16 protein-coding genes are annotated in these 19,126 nt (G+C 65.5%); 4 read left to right on the top strand and 12 right to left on the bottom strand.

What is annotated here, in order from left to right; genetic code table 11:
- Nucleotides 1–2: 2 nt before the first annotated feature.
- The 7 genes from AB4Y40_RS14320 to AB4Y40_RS14290 form a co-directional block, all read right to left on the bottom strand.
- Nucleotides 3–1,148, bottom strand: coding sequence for a glycosyltransferase (locus AB4Y40_RS14320; protein ID WP_368688243.1), 1,146 nt, complete (start codon nucleotides 1,146–1,148; stop codon nucleotides 3–5).
- Between the two features lie 34 nt (nucleotides 1,149–1,182).
- Entirely contained in the window at nucleotides 1,183–2,109 is a 927-nt protein-coding gene (locus tag AB4Y40_RS14315) for a glycosyltransferase family 2 protein (protein WP_368688242.1), read from the bottom strand.
- Between the two features lie 40 nt (nucleotides 2,110–2,149).
- On the bottom strand, nucleotides 2,150–4,396 hold the full coding sequence (locus AB4Y40_RS14310) for a polysaccharide biosynthesis tyrosine autokinase (protein ID WP_368688415.1): 2,247 nt from the start codon (nucleotides 4,394–4,396) through the stop codon (nucleotides 2,150–2,152).
- A gap of 60 nt (nucleotides 4,397–4,456) precedes the next feature.
- On the bottom strand, nucleotides 4,457–5,632 hold the full coding sequence (locus tag AB4Y40_RS14305) for a polysaccharide biosynthesis/export family protein (protein ID WP_368688241.1): 1,176 nt from the start codon (nucleotides 5,630–5,632) through the stop codon (nucleotides 4,457–4,459).
- Entirely contained in the window at nucleotides 5,629–6,078 is a 450-nt protein-coding gene (locus tag AB4Y40_RS14300; protein WP_368688240.1) for a low molecular weight phosphotyrosine protein phosphatase, read from the bottom strand. Before AB4Y40_RS14300 ends, AB4Y40_RS14305 begins: the two co-directional genes overlap by 4 nt.
- A gap of 53 nt (nucleotides 6,079–6,131) precedes the next feature.
- Nucleotides 6,132–7,547 carry a UDP-glucose/GDP-mannose dehydrogenase family protein gene (locus AB4Y40_RS14295; protein ID WP_069266050.1) on the bottom strand — a complete coding sequence of 472 codons (1,416 nt, stop codon included), beginning with the start codon at nucleotides 7,545–7,547 and terminating at the stop codon, nucleotides 6,132–6,134.
- Between the two features lie 77 nt (nucleotides 7,548–7,624).
- Nucleotides 7,625–9,004, bottom strand: coding sequence for an undecaprenyl-phosphate glucose phosphotransferase (locus AB4Y40_RS14290; RefSeq protein ID WP_368688239.1), 1,380 nt, complete (start codon nucleotides 9,002–9,004; stop codon nucleotides 7,625–7,627).
- Nucleotides 9,005–9,502: 498 nt separating this feature from the next.
- Between AB4Y40_RS14290 and AB4Y40_RS14285 the strand changes: the two genes are divergently transcribed.
- The gene (locus tag AB4Y40_RS14285; protein ID WP_368688238.1) at nucleotides 9,503–11,023 is read left to right on the top strand and encodes a mannose-1-phosphate guanylyltransferase/mannose-6-phosphate isomerase; all 1,521 of its coding nucleotides are present in this window, start codon (nucleotides 9,503–9,505) and stop codon (nucleotides 11,021–11,023) included.
- Nucleotides 11,024–11,082: 59 nt separating this feature from the next.
- Here the strand turns inward: AB4Y40_RS14285 and AB4Y40_RS14280 are convergent, their stop codons facing one another.
- Nucleotides 11,083–12,318 (bottom strand): transposase, encoded by a 1,236-nt coding sequence (locus tag AB4Y40_RS14280; RefSeq protein ID WP_368688237.1) that lies wholly within the window; start codon nucleotides 12,316–12,318, stop codon nucleotides 11,083–11,085.
- 657 nt (nucleotides 12,319–12,975) lie between these two features.
- Between AB4Y40_RS14280 and AB4Y40_RS14275 the strand changes: the two genes are divergently transcribed.
- Together AB4Y40_RS14275 and AB4Y40_RS14270 are read left to right on the top strand one after the other, a co-directional pair.
- Nucleotides 12,976–13,473 (top strand): DUF2501 domain-containing protein, encoded by a 498-nt coding sequence (locus AB4Y40_RS14275; RefSeq protein WP_368688236.1) that lies wholly within the window; start codon nucleotides 12,976–12,978, stop codon nucleotides 13,471–13,473.
- A 93-nt stretch (nucleotides 13,474–13,566) separates the two neighbouring features.
- Entirely contained in the window at nucleotides 13,567–14,103 is a 537-nt protein-coding gene (locus AB4Y40_RS14270; RefSeq protein WP_368688235.1) for a hypothetical protein, read from the top strand.
- A 4-nt stretch (nucleotides 14,104–14,107) separates the two neighbouring features.
- On the opposite strand, the gene AB4Y40_RS14265 is transcribed toward AB4Y40_RS14270, so the two are convergent.
- Entirely contained in the window at nucleotides 14,108–14,710 is a 603-nt protein-coding gene (locus tag AB4Y40_RS14265) for a DUF4337 domain-containing protein (RefSeq protein ID WP_342918696.1), read from the bottom strand.
- 363 nt (nucleotides 14,711–15,073) lie between these two features.
- Here AB4Y40_RS14265 and AB4Y40_RS14260 point away from each other — a divergent pair, with 363 nt between their 5' ends.
- A complete protein-coding gene (locus tag AB4Y40_RS14260) occupies nucleotides 15,074–16,285 on the top strand; it encodes a helix-turn-helix transcriptional regulator (RefSeq protein ID WP_368688234.1) in 1,212 nt (403 codons plus the stop codon).
- Between the two features lie 95 nt (nucleotides 16,286–16,380).
- On the opposite strand, the gene AB4Y40_RS14255 is transcribed toward AB4Y40_RS14260, so the two are convergent.
- Genes AB4Y40_RS14255 through AB4Y40_RS14245 form a run of 3 tightly spaced genes read right to left on the bottom strand, consistent with a single transcriptional unit; the run spans nucleotide 16,381 to nucleotide 19,120 of the window.
- Complete coding sequence (locus tag AB4Y40_RS14255) at nucleotides 16,381–17,082, bottom strand: ABC transporter ATP-binding protein (RefSeq protein WP_028203114.1); 702 nt, start codon at nucleotides 17,080–17,082, stop codon at nucleotides 16,381–16,383.
- Nucleotides 17,082–17,852 carry a high-affinity branched-chain amino acid ABC transporter ATP-binding protein LivG gene (gene livG, locus AB4Y40_RS14250; protein WP_368688233.1) on the bottom strand — a complete coding sequence of 257 codons (771 nt, stop codon included), beginning with the start codon at nucleotides 17,850–17,852 and terminating at the stop codon, nucleotides 17,082–17,084. Before livG ends, AB4Y40_RS14255 begins: the two co-directional genes overlap by 1 nt.
- Nucleotides 17,849–19,120, bottom strand: coding sequence for a high-affinity branched-chain amino acid ABC transporter permease LivM (locus tag AB4Y40_RS14245; protein WP_368688232.1), 1,272 nt, complete (start codon nucleotides 19,118–19,120; stop codon nucleotides 17,849–17,851). The genes livG and AB4Y40_RS14245 overlap by 4 nt, the downstream gene beginning before the upstream one ends.
- Between the last annotated feature and the right edge of the window lie 6 nt (nucleotides 19,121–19,126).

The raw sequence follows: 19,126 nt of genomic DNA, 5'->3' as shown, positions 1-19,126 counted from the left end.
GATCACATCCCGCGCGCAGCGACGCCCCGGCCTTGGGGTTCGCTCGCGATCGACTCGCCGTTGCGCGCGTCGCGCTCGTGCAGCATCTCGCGCGTGAGCTGCGCGTGCTGCCGTGCGAAGTGCTGCGTCGTGAGATCGCGCGTGCGCAGCTGCTCGCAGGCTTCGCGCGCCTGGGCGAGCGCACGTGCCGGGTCGGCCGCCAGCGCATTCGCCGCGTCACGCAGCTGCTGGGCGTTGAACGGCTCGACATACGAGGCGGCGTTGTCGTCGAAGTAGTCTTCGAGCGCGCCCACCTTCGTCGCGATCATCGGCTTGCCGAGCGCCGCGGCTTCCAGCATCACCGTGATGCCCGAAGCGTGCGTGTTGGGCCGCAGCGGCACGACGACGATGTCCGCCCAGTCGTACAGCGCATGCTGTTGCTTGATGCCGGACACGCGCACGATCTCGACGTTGTCCGCGCGCGCCGATGCCGGCATGCGCCGGCGCGTGGCGATGCGCACCTCATAGCGCGGATCGTTGCCGAGCGCGCTGACGAGCGTGGTCCAGTCGCGGTCGCGGTCGTTGCCGATCGCGGCCACGCGCACCGGCGTATGCGGCGTCCACTGCGCAGGCGGGCGCAGCGGAAAGTCGCTGGTATTGAGCCCATAGAGCACGTGGCGCGCCTCGCGCCCGAAATATTCGCCGCACAACGCGGCGTTCTCGCTCGCGAGCGTGGTGAGCAGATCGGCACGCTTGAGCAGCCGCTGGTAGATCGCGCGGCGCAGCGCGCCGTAGCCGGGCCAGCGGTCGAGCAGCCACACGCTTTGTGCGAGCAGCAGCGGGCGCGCGCCGCCCTTCTTCGCGTTCATCAGCAGCACCAGCGCCACGGCCAGATGCTCCTGCTCGGTGTGCGTCCAGATGACGTCGGATTGCAGAATGGCGCGGCGATTGCGCCACGCATGAATGAAGTCGAAACCGGCCGCGGCCTTCAGCGCGCGCCGCATGAAGCGCATGGGCGTGCTCTCGCTCGCGTCCTGCGCGTAATTGAGGGCGAATTCCGCAGATTCCGCGTGATGGTAGCCGTACAGGCTGCCGATGTTCTCGCCTTTGCGATAGCGGCGCGGATCGGCGCCATAGAAAAGGTGGACGTGGACTTGCGTACTGCTCATTCGGGGTCCTCCCTGTAGTCGTTGGCCGCGCCAGTCAAACGAGCGCGCGGCGCGCCTCTCGTGCGCCGCCGCGCACCGCGCGCCAGCGTGCGAACGCCGCGCCCGCGGAATCGCCGCGCACGGCGCTCAGGCCAGTGTGCACGAGGCCCGGATACACGCGCGTGCCGACGAGCGCGTACCACCACCAGGCGGTTTCGCGGCGCAGCGGCGTGAGATGGCCGAGCAGGATCAGATGCAGGTTGTAGGCGGCGTTGCGGATCGAGGCGAGCGTCTGCGCGTTGCGGGGGTCTTCGCCCGGGCGCGGCGCGGGGTAATGGTCGACGGCCACGAGCGGGTCGTAGACGAGCTTCCAACCCGCGCGCTTCACGCTCAGGCTGAACGCCATGTCGTTGTGCGTTTGCGCGCCGGTGCCGCGCAGGCGCCGGTCGAAGCGCAGGTCGCCGATCGCCGCGCGTCGATAGCTCATGTTCGCACCCTTGAGCAGATCGACTTCGCGCGCACCGCCCGCGCCCAGATGATGGTTGCCGATAATGCGGCCCGAGCGCTGCAGCTTGCCCACCAGCGTGCGCTCGCCGTCGATCACGCGGCCGCCTTCATGCACCCAGTCGCGGCCGCCCAGCGCCCCGAGCTTCGGGTCGGCCTCGAAGGCCGCCGCAATGCGCGCGACCCAGTCGGCGCGCGGCGCGGCGTCGTCGTCGGTAATGGCGATCACGTCGCCCGTCGCGGCCTCGATGCCGCGATTGAGCGCCGCCACCTGCCCCGGTTCCTCGACGATGGCCACTGCCACGTTGAGCACGCGGGGCGTGACGTGTTCGGCGAGGCACGCGTGCGTCGCCTCGTCGTCGGCGCGCGCCACCACCACGATCTCGTCGGGCGCGCGCTGCTGGCGCAGCAGCGCCGAAAGACAGCGCGACAGATCGTCAGGACGCCGATAGGTCGGCACGAGCACGGTCACTTTCATCGCGAGTTCTCCTCTGCTGTGCTTGATGAGGGCGTTTGCGTCATGCGCTCAGGTACTCGCGCACGTTCGCGTAGCCATAGGCGTAGTTGCCGCGCGTGTTCGCCGGCACGCCGTTGAACACCCCGCCCTGCACCCGCACGCCGGCGTTGCGCAGTCGCTTGAGCGCCTCGGCGATTTCGCCTTCGGTGTGCATGCCCGAACGCAGCACGAGGAACGTCGAGCCCGCATGGCCGCCGATGATGGCGGCGTCGGTCACGGCGAGCACCGGCGGCGTATCGATGAGCAGCACGTCGTAGCGGTTCGACAGGCCTTCGAGGTACTGGCCAAGACGCGGCGACATCAGCAGCTCGGACGGATTGGGCGGACGGCGGCCGCACGACATGAAGTGCAGGTTGTCCACTTCGGTCGCGCGAATCGCCTCGTCCAGCGAAATCTGCCCCGAGAGCAGCTCGGAGAAGCCGTTTTCCTGGGGGCCGCCCAGATGACGCTCGAGCGCGCCGCGGCGCATGTCGCCGTCGATCATCAGCACGCGCTTGCCCGAATGCGCGAGCAGCACGGCGAGGTTCGCGGTCAGGAAGCTCTTGCCCACGCCCGGCACCGAACCCGTCAGCATGACTACGCGATTGCGCGCGTCCATCACGCTGAACTGCAGCGAGGTGCGCAGGCTACGCAGGCTTTCGACCGTGAGATCCTTCGGGCGCGAGTTCGCGAGCACTTCACGCAGACGCGTGCCGCCGCGCACCGGAGCGCGCTTTTCGAGCGCCAGCTGCTCCGGCGAAAGCGGCACGAGACCGTACACCGGCAGCTGGAACGAGCGCTCGATCTGATCCGGATCGACGATGCCCTTGAACATGTTGCGGCGCATGAGCACGAAGCCCGTGCCGAGAATGACGCCGAGCAGCGACGCCGCCGAGACGATCAGCAGCTTCTTGGGCTTCGACGGGTTGCCGGGGCGCAGGGCCGGATCGACGATATGCACGTTGCCGCCCGTGCCCACGCGCTGCACCGAAAGCTCCTGGATGCGGTTGAGCAGCAGCACGTAGATGTCCTCGGCCACCTTCGCGTCACGCTGCAGCTGCACGGCCTTCACTTCCGTGGCCGGCAGGTCGCGGAACTTCGTGTCGTACTTCGCACGCTCGCCCTGCAGCTGCGCGAGCTGCTGGCGCGCCGCGATCAGCACCGGGTGCTGGTCGCCGAAGCGCTGCTGGAGCGAGGCGATCTGCAGTTGCAGCGCCGAGATCTGCTGCTCGTACTGCACGCTGCCGTCGAGATAGATCTTCGCTTCGTCGCTTGCGTTGATCGAGCCCGACTTGCTCTGGTAAGCCGTGAGCGCCGCTTCGGCGTTCTCGAGGTCCGACTTCAGGCGCGGCTGTTCGCTGCGCAGGAAGTCGAGCATCTTGCTCGCGTCGGCCTGCTTGGTCGCCACGTGCTCGCGCAGGTACGACTGCGCCACCGCGTTCGCGATTGCGGCCGCGTGCTCGGGGTCGTTGTCTTCGAGCGAGATGTCGATCACGCCCGTTTGCTTGCCCTGCTCCTGAACCTGGATCGCGTTCTGGAAGCCGCTGATCGCATCGAGGTCGTTCAGGCGCACGACATTGAAGCGGGTGCCCGGACGCGCAACGAGCTTGTTGACGAGCAGCTTGACACCGCCGCCCTGCTCGACCTGGCCGACCGTGCCTTCGAGCAGGCGCGCGCCGTCCGGCGTCGAAATCACGTAGCGATCGTTGTCGAGGGCGGTCAGCGAGAGCTTCTTGCCTTCGAGCTCGGGCGTGACCTCGATCGAGTCGATGTTGATGACTTCGCCGCCCCACGCAAAGTTGCCGAGCCAGTTGCTCAACCCGAACCACGGACGCGCGGGCGTGCCCGGTGTCGCGAGACGCGCGGACAGGCTGCCGATCAGCGGCAGCATGACCGGCGTGACGGTGGTGTTCAGCTTGAACTGCTTCACCACCGGTTCGACGACGCTGCGGCTCTTGATCATCTGGATCTCGGCGTCGGTGGGCAGGCTGCCCGTCGACGATCCCGAGCTGATGTTCGCGCCGGTTTGCGTTTGCGTGAGGGCCTGCGACGTGTAGTCGGAAGGCTCCACGCGAACCTGGGTGTCGGCCGTATAGACCGGCTTGGCGATAAAGCAGTAGAACACGGCCATGGCGATCACCGCCGCCGCGATCGCGATGAGCCAGCCGATGTCGTCGATGATGACGCGCAGCAACTGGCCGAGGACGACGTCCTCTTCCTCGGTGCGGGCCGCCGGGGCCGCCTGGCTATTGGCTTGTATGGTCACGATTCAATCCCGTTGTTTAGGTGTTGCTCCTGCGTCCTCTTTCGAAGCGTTTCGATCACGCTGTTACTTCGCGATCTGCTTCAGATAGAAGACGGTCTGGATGGTCGGCAGCACCTGCTGCAACACACGGTTGAAGGTCGTCGAAGCGGCCGTGCCCACGTACACCACATCCAGCGGCTTGAGCTGGAACTGCGACGAAAGCATGATCGCGTCGGGCTTGGTCATGTCGAGACGGTAGATCTCGGGCTGCGTTGGGTTGTCCTTCATGCCGCGCATCACGAAGATCTGGCGCGGGTTCGCGTCGGTATCGAGAATGCCGCCCGCCTGGGTGAGCGCGTCGGCGATCGTGAGGTCGCCGCGAATCAGGTTCGTCTGCAGCGGCGTCTTCACTTCGCCCATCACGAAAATTCTGCTATCCGAACGATCCGGAATATTGATGACGTCGCCGTCCTGCAGCAGCACGTTCTGAGTCGAATCGCCGCCGTCGAGCATGCGGTTCGCATCGAGGATGTACAGCTTGCCGTGGCGCGTGAGGCGCACGCGGTTGATGTCGGCGTTGTCGGTCGTGCCGCCCGAGCGCGTGATGGCGTCCACCAGCGTGAGCGGCACGTCGCTCATCGAGAGCGGGCCCGGCGTCTTCACGTCGCCCGTGATCTGCACCTTCTGGCTGCGGTACGCGAGCACGCGCACGTCCACCTGCGGGTTCTTCACGTAGGGGCCGAGGCCGGACGCGAGCTGGTCGCGGATCTGGCCAGGCGTCTTGCCCGCGGCCATGATGCGGCCCACGAACGGGAAGAAGATCGTGCCGTCCTTGGCCACGGTCTGTCCGTACGGGTCGGCCTGGCCCGGCAGCGCGTTGGTATAGGGCTGCGTGAGCGCCTGCCCCACCGTCTGCGTCGTGTTGCCGCCCGTGGAGAACGTCGAGCCCTGCGGCGTCGACAGCTCGGGGTGATCGAACACGGTCACGCCGAGAATGTCCTGCGGCGCGATGTGATAGGTGTAGTCGGCGGCGCTCGAGAACTTCGAGGGCGGCAGCGGCGCCTTCGGCTGGGCTGCGGCCGCTTGCGCCTGCTGCAGCACGACTTGCTGCGTGATGAGCGTCACGTTGAATTGCTGCTGCGGCTGGTTGTTCGGCTGTTCTTTCAGGCTCGACGTGTCGAGATAATTGCCGGGCGCCGTCGCGCACGCGGAAACGAAGACGCTCAACGCGACCACAGCCGTCAGTTTCAGTTTTGTCATTGGCATATTCGGCTCAACCATCCCTTAACCATACGATCCATCAATTCAAGACTCTGGCGATACGCGGACTCATGGAGCCCATGCGGATCGCTGACATCAGAGTTCTCCCAATTACCGAGCGCGTACACCTTGCCGCGCGCGGTGGGTTCAATGCGCTCGACCGCGGCGACCTGGCGGCGCTCGGTCACGAGCACGAGGTCTGCGGAGCGCACGAGGCGGCTGGTGAGGCGGCGCGACTGATGCTCGCCCACCTTCATGCCGCGCTCGGCAAGGAGCCACTGCATCACGGGGTCCATGTCGTCCCCATCGCGCGCACGCAGGCCCGCCGATTGAAACGATTCCGGCCGTGAACCTGTCTGTTCGCTCAGACGCTCGCGAAAGAGCTGTTCCGCCGCCGGCGAGCGGCAGACGTTGGCGTGGCAGACGATGAGCACGTTCTTGATCATGATCGCGTGACTCCCTTCCTTTACATGACGCTATGCGCGAAGCCCGGCAACGCTCAGGCCACTGCCTGCGTTGCGGCGGTTTCGGCGCGTGCGCGGCTTGCCTGGGTCGCGCTGGCGCGGCCCACGGCGTGGTACTCGATGCCGAGTTCCTGCAGCGCCGACGGCTCGTACAGATTGCGGCCGTCGAACACGATCGGCATCTTCAGCTGCGACTTGAGCGTTTCGAAGTCGGGCGCCTTGAAGACCTTCCATTCGGTGGCGACCACCACGGCATCGGCTTCGCTTGCGGCTTCCATCGCGTCGTTCACGAACGACAGCCGCGCCTGATGTTCCGGCGCGTGCGCGAGATCGAGCGCGAGTACGCGCTGCGCCTCGGCGGTCGCGACCGGGTCGTAAGCCTTGACCGTGGCGCCGCGCGCGAGCAGTTCGGCGATGAGCGTGCGGCTCGGCGCCTCGCGCATGTCGTCGGTGTTCGGCTTGAACGCGAGCCCCCAGACGCCGAACGTGCGGCCCGTGAGGTCGGAGCCGAAGCGCGTAACGATCTTCTGTGCGAGCACCTGCTTCTGCGCTTCATTGACGGACTCCACAGCGCGCAGGATCTGCAGCGGCTCGCCGAAATCCTCGGCAGTGCGCATGAGCGCCTTCACATCTTTCGGGAAGCACGAGCCGCCGTAGCCGCAGCCCGCATAGAGAAAGTCGTAGCCGATGCGCGGGTCCGAGCCCACGCCGCGGCGCACGGCCTCGATATCGGCGCCCACGCGGTCGGCGAGATTCGCGAGTTCGTTCATGAACGAAATGCGCGTGGCGAGCATGGCGTTGGCCGCGTACTTGGTGAATTCGGCCGAATGCACGTCCATGTAGAGCGTGCGCTCGTGATTGCGGTTGAACGGCGCATAGAGCCGCTTCATCACCTCTTTCGCACGCTCGCCGGGCACGTCGTCGTTGCAGCCCAGCACGATGCGGTCGGGCCGCGCGAAGTCCTCGACTGCCGCGCCTTCCTTGAGGAACTCGGGATTCGAGACCACCGAGAACATGTGGCTCTCGCCGCGCTTGCGCAGTTCGGAGGCGATCGCGTCGTGCACGAGCGCGGCCGTGCCGACCGGCACCGTGGACTTGTCCACCACCACCTTGAAACCGGTCATGTGGCGGCCGATGTTGCGCGCGGCCGCCAGCACGTATTGCAGGTCGGCGGAGCCGTCTTCGTCGGGCGGCGTGCCCACTGCGATGAACTGCACGTCGCCGTGCGCGACCGCCGCTTCCACGTCGGTCGAGAACTTCAGCCGGCGCGCGCGCACGTTGCGCTCGATGATTTCCTTCAGGCCCGGCTCGTGAATCGGCACGATGCCCTGATTGAGCAGGTCGATCTTGCGTTCGTCGACGTCGAGGCAAAACACGTCGTTGCCAATGTCGGCAAGACAGGCGCCCGTCACGAGACCCACATAACCGCTGCCAATGATCGTCAGATTCATGCCCACCTCAAAAGTGATTGATTCTTCATGTCACGCGAAACGTTGCGCACACCAGCATCGCGCGCACTCGCTTCGCCTCAATATGCGTTCTGGCCTGCGAAGCCCTTCCACATGGTCATCGCCACGATGCGCAGGTCGAGCGCGAAGCTCCAGTGCTGCATGTAGTGCAGATCGAAGCGCACGCGGTCGCGCATCTTTTCCACGCGATCGGTTTCGCCGCGAAAGCCGTTGACCTGCGCCCAGCCCGTGATGCCCGGCTTGATGCGATAGCGCGCCATGTAGCCGCGCACGAGGTCCTTGTAGATGTCGTCGTGGGCCAGCGCGTGCGGGCGCGGACCCACCACCGACATCTCGCCCTTGAGCACGTTGATGAACTGCGGCAGCTCGTCGAGGCTCGTGCGGCGCAGGAACGCGCCCACGCGCGTCACGCGCGGATCGTTGCGGCGCGCCTGGGTGATCTGCCCCGCGACTTCCGCATGGACCTTCATCGAGCGGAACTTGTAGATTTCGAATTCGTTGCCATCGAGCCCCTTGCGGCGCTGCTTGAAGAACACCGGACCCTTCGACGTGAGCTTCACGGCGAGCGAAATGACCGCGAGCAGCGGCGCCAGCGCCACCAGCACGCCGCCCGCGAACACGATGTCGAACAAGCGCTTGGGCAGCACGCGCAGATCCGTGACCGGTGAGGCCGCGAGATTGATGGCCGGCACGCCGAGCAGATCGACCACGGGCTGGCTGAAGAACGACAGGCTGCGCACGTCCGGGATGAAGCGGATGTTCACGAAGTCGTTGCGCAAGGCCGTGACGATGCGATGGATCGTGCGCTCCTTGGTGATCGGCAAGGCGAGCCACAGCTCGCGGACCTCGTTCTTGCGCACGAATTCGAGCATCGCCTGGAGGTTGCGCTCCACGGGCACGCCGTCGATTGCCGCGTCGCCGTCCGCGTCGCTGTCCTCGTCGAACACGAGCGCCGGGTGAAAGCCCGCTTCCGCGTGAAAACGCATGTGCTCGATCAGGAAGCGCCCGTAGCGCGGGCCGCCCACCACCGCCACGGCCTTCTGGTTGTAGCCCTCGCGGCGAATGCCACGCAGCACCATGTGCACGAGCGCCTTCGAGACGATCAGCAGGGCCACCGAGGCGACGACCCAGTACGCGAGCCACAGGCGCGAGAGCGAATCGGCGCGGTGCAGGCTGAAGCTCAGCAGGATGCCCGTGCCCTCCACGGCGAGCCAGGCGGCGCACACGCGCGCAAAGAGGACGTAGAGCGACTTGCCGCGCCACGACTTGTAGATCCCGAACGCCGGGAACATCCAGATCGCGAGCACGCAGTTGAACGCGAGCGCCACGCTCTCCGCGTCGGTGAGCGGCACGAACTGGCCACGATGCAAGGCGGCCGCGAGCAGCGCTCCAGCGGCAATGGCGGCAACGTCGAAAATTCTGGCTAGAACGCTGAGCATGTCCGGCACCTCGGGTTTAAAAAATGAAACGCGGCCACGCACTGCAAATCATGGCCGGTCGCTTCAAAAGTTTCTGGGACTGCGTCGCCGCGAAAAACGTCTGGCGTCGCGAATTCTGATCCGAATAAACCCTAATAAGGCGCGATAAAAATTCCGGCCGCAAGCCTCAAAAGTATCTCCAATTGTTTCGCCCCTTTCGGGTCAATTTTTCGCGACTTTTGTCGGCAAAGATTGCCGACACTCACACCCGCACTGGCTCACAACCCCGGTCATTCCGGCAGATTTTTCCTGCCTGGACGCCTGATTTTGGGTTCCGACAAGAAATTGCGGCGGTCGGCAGCGGAATTTTTATTGAATTTTTTATCGGAATTTCGCTATGACGGAAGCGTGATTTAAATTTAATTCGAATATTTTTCGTTTTCTTCTTTACGAATCTATTTATGACGATTTTAAGCATGCTACAAATCGCATCACCGATACCTTTTTCAGGAGAGCGAGATGACGGATACGGGTTCCGCTACGGCATCGGCAAACGCGTCGCAGACGCGTGCCGAAACGCGCAGTGCATTGCAGGTGTGCCCTGTGGTGCTTGCGGGCGGCGCGGGCTCGCGGCTGTGGCCACTGTCGCGCGAGCAATATCCGAAGCAGATGATCAACCTCGTTGGCGAGCAGTCGCTGCTGGCCAACACCGCGGGCCGCCTCGATGCGCTCGCCGAGCGCGTAACGCTCGCAGAGGAGTTGCTGATCGTCTGCAATGAAGAACATCGTTTCACCACCGCCGACCAGGTTCGCGCGGCGGGCAAGCAGGCGCGTCTGATTCTCGAGCCGGTGGGCCGCGATACCGCGCCCGCGCTCACGATCGCCGCGATGTCGGTGGTCGCGAAGCAGGAAGACGGCATTCTCGTGGTGATGCCGGCTGACCACGCGCTTGCCGACCTCGAAGCGTTCCAGAACACCGTGGCCGAAGGCGTGCGTCACGCGGCGAACGGCCAGATCGTGACGATGGGCATCGTGCCCACGCATCCCGAAGTGGGCTATGGCTACATTCACGTGGGCGAGCCGCTCGTGAACGCCGAACCCAACGGTGCGCGGCGTCTGAACGGCTTCGTCGAAAAGCCCTATTTCGAGCTGGCGCAGCAGTACGTCGCTTCGCAGCGCTACTGGTGGAACAGCGGCATTTTCATCGTGCGCGCATCGACCTGGCTCAAGGCGATTCGCCATTTCCATCCGGCCATCTACGCCGCCTGCGCGGAATCGATCGAGCACGGCAAGGCAGACGGCGACTTCTTCCGCGTAGATAGCGAAGCGTTCGCACGTTCGCCTTCGAACTCGATCGACTACGCCGTGATGGAACCGCTCGCCGGCGACCCGACGATCGCAAGCGGCGTGGTCGTGCCGCTCACGGCCGGCTGGACCGACCTCGGTTCATGGGACACCGTCTGGCAGGTTTCGCCCAAGGACGACGAAGGCAACGTCGCGCACGGCCGCGTGATGTTCGAAGGCGCCAGCGACACCTTCGCGCATTCGGACGGCCGGCTCGTGGCCTGCCTCGGCACGAAGGACCTCGTGGTCGTGGAGACCCCGGACGCCCTGCTCGTCGCCGACCGCTCGCGCGCCCAGGACGTCAAGAAGATCGTGCAGCGCCTGAAGCAGGAACGCCGCACCGAAGCCGTGGCGCACCGCCTCGTGCATCGCCCGTGGGGTCACTACGACAGCGTGGACAGCGGCGAGCGCTTCCAGGTCAAGCGGATCGTGGTCGAACCGGGCGCACGCCTCTCGCTGCAGATGCACCACCATCGCGCCGAGCATTGGGTCGTCGTCCGCGGCACCGCGCTCGTCACGCGTGGGGAAGAACGCTTCATCGTTTCGGAAAACGAGTCGGCGTACATCCCGCTCGGCGTGTCGCATCGACTGGAAAATCCCGGCAAGATGCCGCTCGAGATCATCGAGGTGCAGTCGGGCTCGTATCTCGGTGAAGACGATATCGTGCGTCTCGACGATCAGTACGGCAGGCAGTGAAGCAAGCAGGAGAGGCAATGCAGGAAGGCCGCGCGCGCAATGCGCGCGGCCTTGCAGGATCAGCGCGAAAGCGTGCGGTAGCGCGTTCCGGTGGTGCCGACGGTGCGTCGCTCGGCAGTGCCGGACGACGACGTATTGGCATCGCGCGCTTCACTGCCCGTGAGCAGTGCGCCCGTAGCCGTGTAACGCTGTACCGGCGCTGGCAGCGGCGCGAGCCGCACGCTGCCCGGCACGGCCGCAGGCAACGCGCGTGCGGCGGCGGCATTGGACGGATCGCCGCGCGTCACGCCTGGCGCCTGGATGGGCGCGTGCGGTGCGGCACCGGGCAACGCCGTTTGCGAAGCGCTCTGTGCAGCGCCCTTCGACGCGGCATGCTTGGCGAGAGGCGAACCCGGCCACGTAGCGCCGGACGCGGACTCGGCCATGCCTTCGCGATCGAGCCATTCACGCGCCCAGTCGAAGGCGAAATTGCGCGCCGATTCGCGATCCTGGAACGGCGGCCCGATCAGGCCCGAGCGCTCGATGCGCTTGCCGTCCTTGAGGATTTCCACGGCGCCGCGGAACATGCGGTTGCGCACGGGCTGCACGGTGAGGCTCATCGTGTAGCCGCGCCATTCCGCGACCTGCACCACGCCGCCCGCCGGGTGCGCGCTGCGATGCGACGCGTCGCGCGGCATCGCGCGGGTCGCAACGGGCTTGCTCACGCGGGAAGGCGAGAACGGTGCGAACGGCCCATCGCTCTGCGAACGCGTCGCACTCGCAACAGTCGTTGCACTCGTTGCGGCCGACACGACAGGCGCGTCGATCGAAACGGGCAATGCCGGTTCGCCGCCCGCGAGCTGACGCATCATGCTTTCCATGGGATCGGCAAGCGGCGCGTCGGCGAGCGCAGCGGGCGCCTGCCAGGCTTCGGGGCTCTTCCAGAACACGGCCGGCTGGCCATCGTCCTCGGCGACTTCCTCGACTGCGACTGCAACGGGTTGCGCATCGGCCTGCGCCGGCTGCGGCACATACACGAACTTGCGGCCGCGCTGCGAGAGCAGCTCGACCAGTTCGATCAGCGTGCCGCTGCCGTGCCATTCCTCGAAACGACGACGGCAGGTAGGCCCGGACGGATAACGCGCGGGCAAGCGCGACCACGACTCACCGGTGGTGAGAATCCAGAGGACGGCATTGGCCACGACGCGCGGCTCGGCACGAGGGCGGCCGCGCCGGTTGAGTCTGATTGGAGGTTCATCTGACACGAGCGAAGACACCTGCATCCACTCGTCGTCGCTCAGTTCTTCGAAATTCATGCTGTTCTCCACGCAGCCGGACCGGGGCTGCAGTGACGGAGCACTGGCTTGCGGATCTTGTTGCCCGCCTTGGCTAGCTCGGTTGCACCATATGCTTGTATGACGTGTTCATTTGCGTCGCGATGCGCACTCTGGCAGTGCGTTCTTTCACTGTATTGACGCAATACACGTGGTCTCACTCGTGCAAGGGAGAATTTGTGCAGGAAGCATACCACCTGAAACCAGCCGATGAGGAGGGCCGTAATAAGTGTTACGGTTAGAAACAATCTCCACCTTGAATAGCCGCGAAGATCGCCGAAAAAGGCCTGAAAACGCAGTGTTTTACAGCGTAGATACACTTGTAACAGGCTCAATCGTTGCGTAGCCGGCACACGCTGTGTGCCCTACACAATTCCGAACGCATGCATACCACTTAAGACACATCCGCCCCGGCGGATGCCGGGTTTGCTTCTGCAGCGTTATCGTTGTGCCCGCAACAAATGACATGCCGATGAAATCATCGGACGCATCATGAAACCTTCACGCGAGACCCGGCGGTCGCACTTCGCACCGGTTGCACCGCCGCTAACCGAACGCTCGTGCGGCGTCACGTAGCGAAGCCGGGTAAACGAATCCGTCTATAGTAAGGGCGCACTGAACCACCACGGAGATTCGTGTATGCAAACCTCTGTTCCGGGCGTCGCTACGCCGGGCGTCGCCACGCCACGCAAAGGCACGGCGTTGATAGCCACCTTGACCCTGGCGCTGCTCGCCCCCTGGGGTGCCGCACAGGCGCAGTTCGGCAACCTGCTCAACCAGGGCGGCAGCAACAGCGGTTCGGCACAGGGCGCGCTCGGCAATCTGGGCGGCCTCGGCAACTCGCTATCGGCGCCCTCGCTCACCTCGAACAGTCTCGGCAATGTCACCGGCGTGCTGCAGTACTGCATCAAGAACAATTACCTGAACGCCGACGCCGCGAGCAACGTGAAGGACTCGCTGCTCGGCAAGCTGCCCGGCGGCGCGAACACGACGGATAGCGGCTATACGCAGGGCACGAGCGGCATCCTCACGGCCGGCAACGGACAGAAGCTCGACCTCACGGGCGGCGGCCTCAAGGAGGAGGCCACGAAGCAGGTCTGCGACAAGATCCTGAGCCAGGCGAAGTCGATGCTCTAGCCGCCCCGATCCGGTATGCGGATGTGCGCGGGCGCACCGCCCGCGCAATTTATGTGCCGTAAGCTTTGAACACGAACGAAGTCCGGCTGTCGAATGGAATCAACCGGTCTTCTCCCGGCATTGCTGCTCGTAGCCATGACCAAGCGCCACACTCCCGTGATACTCGCGTTCCCGGCCAGCACGCTGCGGAACGCGCTGAGCGGCCTTGCCGCTTTTGCCGCCCTGCTGGTCCCGGTGGCCGCGCATGCGCAATCCACGCAATCCGCCGCACACGACCAGCAGTTCGACTGCAAGTCCGATCCCCACACGTTCATTTCGTCGCTGATAGACGAAAAATCCATCGATCCCCAGCCGAGCCGAGTGGAAGCGAATTCGGTCAACGCGTTCAGCCCGGTGCGCGGCACCCGCCTGAGCGCGTTCGGCTTCCCCATTTACGTGGTGCTCGGCTACGACCGCGACGACACGCTCTTCAGGCGCGGCGCCGGCAAGGAGATCACCTCGCCGCTCTACGGCGTGGTCGTGTCCGCGCCCGCGGAAAAGGTGCGCTCGCGCGTGCGCGAAGCCAACAGCGACGCGACCGTGCAATCGGTCGTGCCGCTGCTGCTCACGGCGATCGTGTGCGGCGGGTAAGCGCTCAGCCGCCGAAGAACGCCATCGCGCCCAGCCCCACCCCGACGATGGCGACGCCCACCGACGTATTGAGCAGCCAGCGCCGCCGCGTGAGCAGCGTAATCGCCGTGAGCGCGATCGAGATCTGGATGAGCGTCGTGGCCTGAGCCCAGCGATGATGGCCGTGCAGCACGTGCTCGCTCAGCGCATCGTCCTGCTCGACGATTTTTTCGAGCGCCTCCGCCTTGGCGCGGATCGGCTCCTTCTGCTGGCGATAGCGGTCGGCGTCGGCGGCGAAGCGCTTCTGCGCGGCGTCCGAATTCGGCGCGAGCGCCGAGAGTTGCGCGCCCAGCTCCGCGAGATTCTGTTTCTCGCCCTTCGCCTGATAGTAGGCCCATTGATTCGCGGCTTCGGTCTTGCGGATCGCCGCTTCGTTCTTGTAATAGAGCGCCTGGTTCTCGCTGTTGCCGCTCTGATAGGCAAAGATCGCTCCAATCGAAGCGAGGATCGCCGTCATCACCGCCATGCGGCCCGGGAACGGATCGCCCTCGCCGTGCCCGCCATGGCCCGCCGCGGCGTGTTCGACCGCGTGGTCGTGCGGCCCATGCACTTCGTACTCTTCAGACATCCAAGGACTCTCCGCTATCTCTGACTTTCACTGGCGCGCACCGCCTTTTCCCCGTGCGGCGCGCCTGTTTGGACGCTCAATTATCGTGAGCGCGGCGCGCTTGTCCAGTACCCGGAATGCATCGGATGTAACGAAACCCGAAATCTCTCCCGACGAAAGCGAATCGTAGGTTTTATCGTCTATTCATTCAGAATAGGTACCCCGGGATGTTGCAGTGCATCCCCTCCCGCCTGCCGTTTGCAAACGTGGATTTGCGCCTGAGCGCCCCCTCGCGTCGCTGCAGTGCCACATGGCCCTATATGCAACCTCGCGCGGCCTGCCCTGAGGCCTTCTGCGTTAATAAATTTCAGCCCGGAGACCATCATGGGGCCCACCACGGCCGCACACGCCGCGGCTATCGATACTGTGGCACACAGCGCGCGCGTGCGGTACGGCGAGCCGGATGATACCGGCTGCCTGATCGACGCGATCTACGATGCCGGCTTCGACGCGCAACGCTGGCCCGATGTGTGCGCGCGCATTGCGCAACGCATCGGTGCGCAACACGTCAATCTCACCATGCTGCCGCCCGAAAGCACGTTCTCGCTCGCCGAGTGGGACGGCATCGACGCTTCGTTTGCCCAATCGTACGCGCAGCACTACGGCAGCTTCGATCCGCTCGTGCCGCAGGTGCGCCGCTGGGCCGCCGGCACGCTCGTCACCGACACGATGATCCACCCGCAGGGGAGTCTGCAACGCAGCGCCTTCGTGCAGGAGTGGGTGCGCCCGCAGCGCTTCTACACGGTGGCCTTCGCAAACGTGCTGCGTGAAGGCGATATGGCCGCCGTGCTCGGCGCGCTGCGCCATGAAACACGCTTCTATAGCGAGGACGAACTGGATGCGCTGCGCACGCTGCTGCCGCATCTGCGCAATGCCTTGCGCGTGCAGCGGCACACGGCCCGCACCCTCGCCTCGCGCGATCAAAGCGCGAATGCCCCCGCGGACGCACTCGACGCGCTCGCGCATGGCGTGCTGATCGTCGACGCCGATGCGCACATCGTGTTCGCGAATCGCGCCGCCACGGCGCAGCTCGCGCGCGCAAACGGGCTGCGTACCGAACACGCCGCGCTCAGCGCCGCCACGGCTGCCGCCACCCAACAGCTACGCTCGCTGATCGCGCGAGCCGCGGGGCGCGACGGGCGCGGGCGCAGCGGCGGCGCAATGCTGATCGCCCGCCAGCCGCCCGACGAGCCGCTGCAGGCGCTCGTTTCGCCGCTAGGCGAACGCCGTCACGCCGACTACTGCGCCCACGGCGCGCGCGCCGGCACGGCCATGCTCATCGTGATCGATCCGCAATCGTCGCGGCGCGGCGTGGAAACGCGCCTGATCGCGCTGTTCGGCCTCACGCCCGCGGAAGCACGGGTGGCCTGCGAGGTCGGCAAGGGCCTCAACCCGAAAGACGTGGCCGAAGCGCTGCAGGTGCTGCCCTCGACCGTGCGCACGCATCTGCATCACGTGTTCGCGAAAACCACCACGCGCCGCCAGGCCGAGCTGATGCGCTTGATCGCGCAGCTTGCGATCGCGCGCGGCGATTGATTCGACATCCGTCGACGCAAAAAGAAGCGGCCCGCGCCTCCCACGCTCCATGAACGCGGATGACGCGGGCCGCAGTGCGGTCTTGTTCGCGACGATCAACCGCCCAGATAGGCGCGCTTGATGTTGTCGTTGGCGAGCAGATTGTCGGCGCTGTCGGCGAGCACCACGCGTCCGGTTTCGAGCACATAGCCGCGATCGGCCACGTGCAGTGCCTTGTTCGCGTTCTGCTCGACGAGGAACACCGTCACGCCCTCTTCGCGAATCGTGCGGATGATGTCGAAGATCTGCGCGATCACGAGCGGCGCGAGGCCGAGCGTGGGCTCGTCGAGCAGCAGCAAACGCGGCTTGCTCATGAGCGCGCGGCCGATGGCGAGCATCTGCTGCTCGCCGCCCGACATCGTGCCCGCACGCTGCTTCGCACGCTGGTTCAGGCGCGGAAACAGCTTGAACACGTGCTCGATGCCCGCATCGATCTCGTGCTGCGAGGCGAAGAAGCCGCCCATCTGCAGATTTTCGAGCACCGTGAGGCTCGGGAATACGCGGCGGCCTTCCGGCGAAATCGCCATGCCCTTGCGCATGATTTCATGCGTGGGCATGCGCGTGATGTCCTCTCCTTCGAACGTCACTTTCCCGGCCGATGCGCGCGGCGTGCCGCACACGGTCATCATGAGCGTGGTCTTGCCGGCGCCGTTGCTGCCGATCAGCGTGACGATCTCGCCCTTGTTCACTTCGATCGACACGCCCGCCAGCGCTTCCACCGCGCCGTAATGGGTATGGACCTTTTCCAGCTTCAGCATCAGTCCTCTCCGAGATAGGCCTTGATCACGCGCGGGTCGTTGCGCACTTGGTCGGGCTTGCCGATCATGATCGGCTTGCCGTGCTCCATCACCAAGATGCGGTCCGACACGCCCATCACGAGGCTCATGTCGTGTTCGATCAGGAGTACGGAGATTCCGAACTCGTTGCGCAAGCCGTCGACCATCTGCTGCAGCTCGACCTTTTCCTGCGGGTTCAGGCCCGCCGCGGGTTCGTCGAGCATCAACAGACGCGGATCGGTGATCATGCAGCGCGCGATTTCGAGCCGGCGCTGATGGCCGTACGAGAGCGTGCCCGCCTCGCGGTTCGCGACCGGCTTCAGGCCCACACGCTCGAGCCAGTACGCGGCGCGCTCGAGCGCGGCGCGTTCGGCGCGGCGATAGGCGGGCGTCGCGAACAGACCGCTCAGCATGTTGCGGTTGACCTTCAGGTGCTGGGCGACCATGAGGTTTTCCAGCACCGTCAGCTGCTTGAAGAGGCGAATGTTCTGGAACGTGCGCACGAGGCCGCGGCGCGCGACCTGGTGGCTCGGCTGGCCGGTAATGGCGTGACCTTCGAGCACGATGTCGCCCGCGGTGGGCTTGTAGAAGCCGCCCACGCAGTTGAACACCGTGGTCTTGCCCGCGCCGTTCGGCCCGATGATCGCGAAGACTTCGTCCGGACGCACGTCGAAGTCGATGCCGTCCACGGCCAGCAGACCGCCGAAGCGCATCTGCAGGCCGGCTACTTTCAACAACGCTTGTGCGCTCATTGCGGCAACTCCACGTGCGGACGGCTCGCGGGCAACAGGCCCTGCGGACGCCACATCATCATCAGCACCATCACCAGACCGAAGATCAGCATGCGGTACTCGGCAAAGCCGCGCGCCACTTCGGGCAGCGCCGTGAGCAGGATCGCGGCGAGCACGACGCCCAGCTGCGAGCCCATGCCGCCCAGCACCACCACGGCGAGTATCAGCGCCGACTCGATGAAGGTGAACGACTCGGGCGTGACGAGCCCCTGGCGCGCCGCGAAGAACGCACCGGCGAGACCCGCGAACGACGCGCCCAGCGTGAATGCCGAGAGCTTGATGCGCGTGGGGTTCAGACCCAGCGAGCGGCACGCGATCTCGTCTTCGCGCAGCGCTTCCCAGGCGCGGCCCATCGGCATGCGCAGCAGGCGGCTCGTGACGAACAGCGTGAACGCCACCAGCACGAGCGCGAGCAGGTACAGGAAGATCACCATGTGCTCGCCGCTGTACTCGATGCCGATCAGCTCGTTGAACGTCTTCGCGCCTTCCACGCTCGCGTGGCGGGCCATTTCGAAGCCGAACACGGTGGGCTTGGGAATGCTCGAGATGCCGTCCGGGCCGCCCGTGATGCTCGTGAGGTTGTTGAGCAGCAGGCGGATGATCTCGCCGAAGCCGAGCGTGACGATGGCCAGATAGTCGCCGCGCAGGCGCAGCACCGGGAAGCCGAGCACGAAACCGAAGGTGGCCGCGGCGAGCGCGGCGAGCGGCAGGCACTCCCAGAACGTGAAGCCGAAGTACTGGTTGAGCAGCGCATACGTATAGCCGCCCACCGCATAGAAGCCCACGTAGCCGAGGTCGAGCAGACCCGCGAAGCCCACCACGATATTGAGGCCGAGGCCGAGAATCACGTAGATGAGTGCGAGCGTCGCCACGTCGATCGCGCCGCGCGAACCGAGGAACGGGAACACCGCGCCGAACGCGAGCAGCACCCAGATCGCCACGCGCTGCTGACGCGCGCCGAGCGCGGGGGCCCGGGGCAAGCGCACCTGACTCGTGGCGCGCACGAACATCGGCTTGACGAGCTGGAACACGAACACCACGGCAGCCGCGATCCACACCGGGCGCCAGTGCTGCTGCAGCACGACCTCATAGCCGTCCAGCGTGAGCTGCAGGCCGAGAATGGGGGCCGTGAGGATGATGGTCGCCACGGCGGCGGCGAGCGCGCCTTTCACCGTTTGCGACGAGGACGGGCCCTCTGCGGCCACGCGAACCGAAACAGTCTGACTCATTTCGAC

The organism is Paraburkholderia sp. EG287B, assembly GCF_040965595.1.
In the GTDB taxonomy this organism is placed as follows: Bacteria; Pseudomonadota; Gammaproteobacteria; order Burkholderiales; family Burkholderiaceae; genus Paraburkholderia.
The sequence above is the reverse complement of the archived record's forward strand: the minus strand, read 5'-3'. Positions and strand labels throughout refer to the sequence as shown.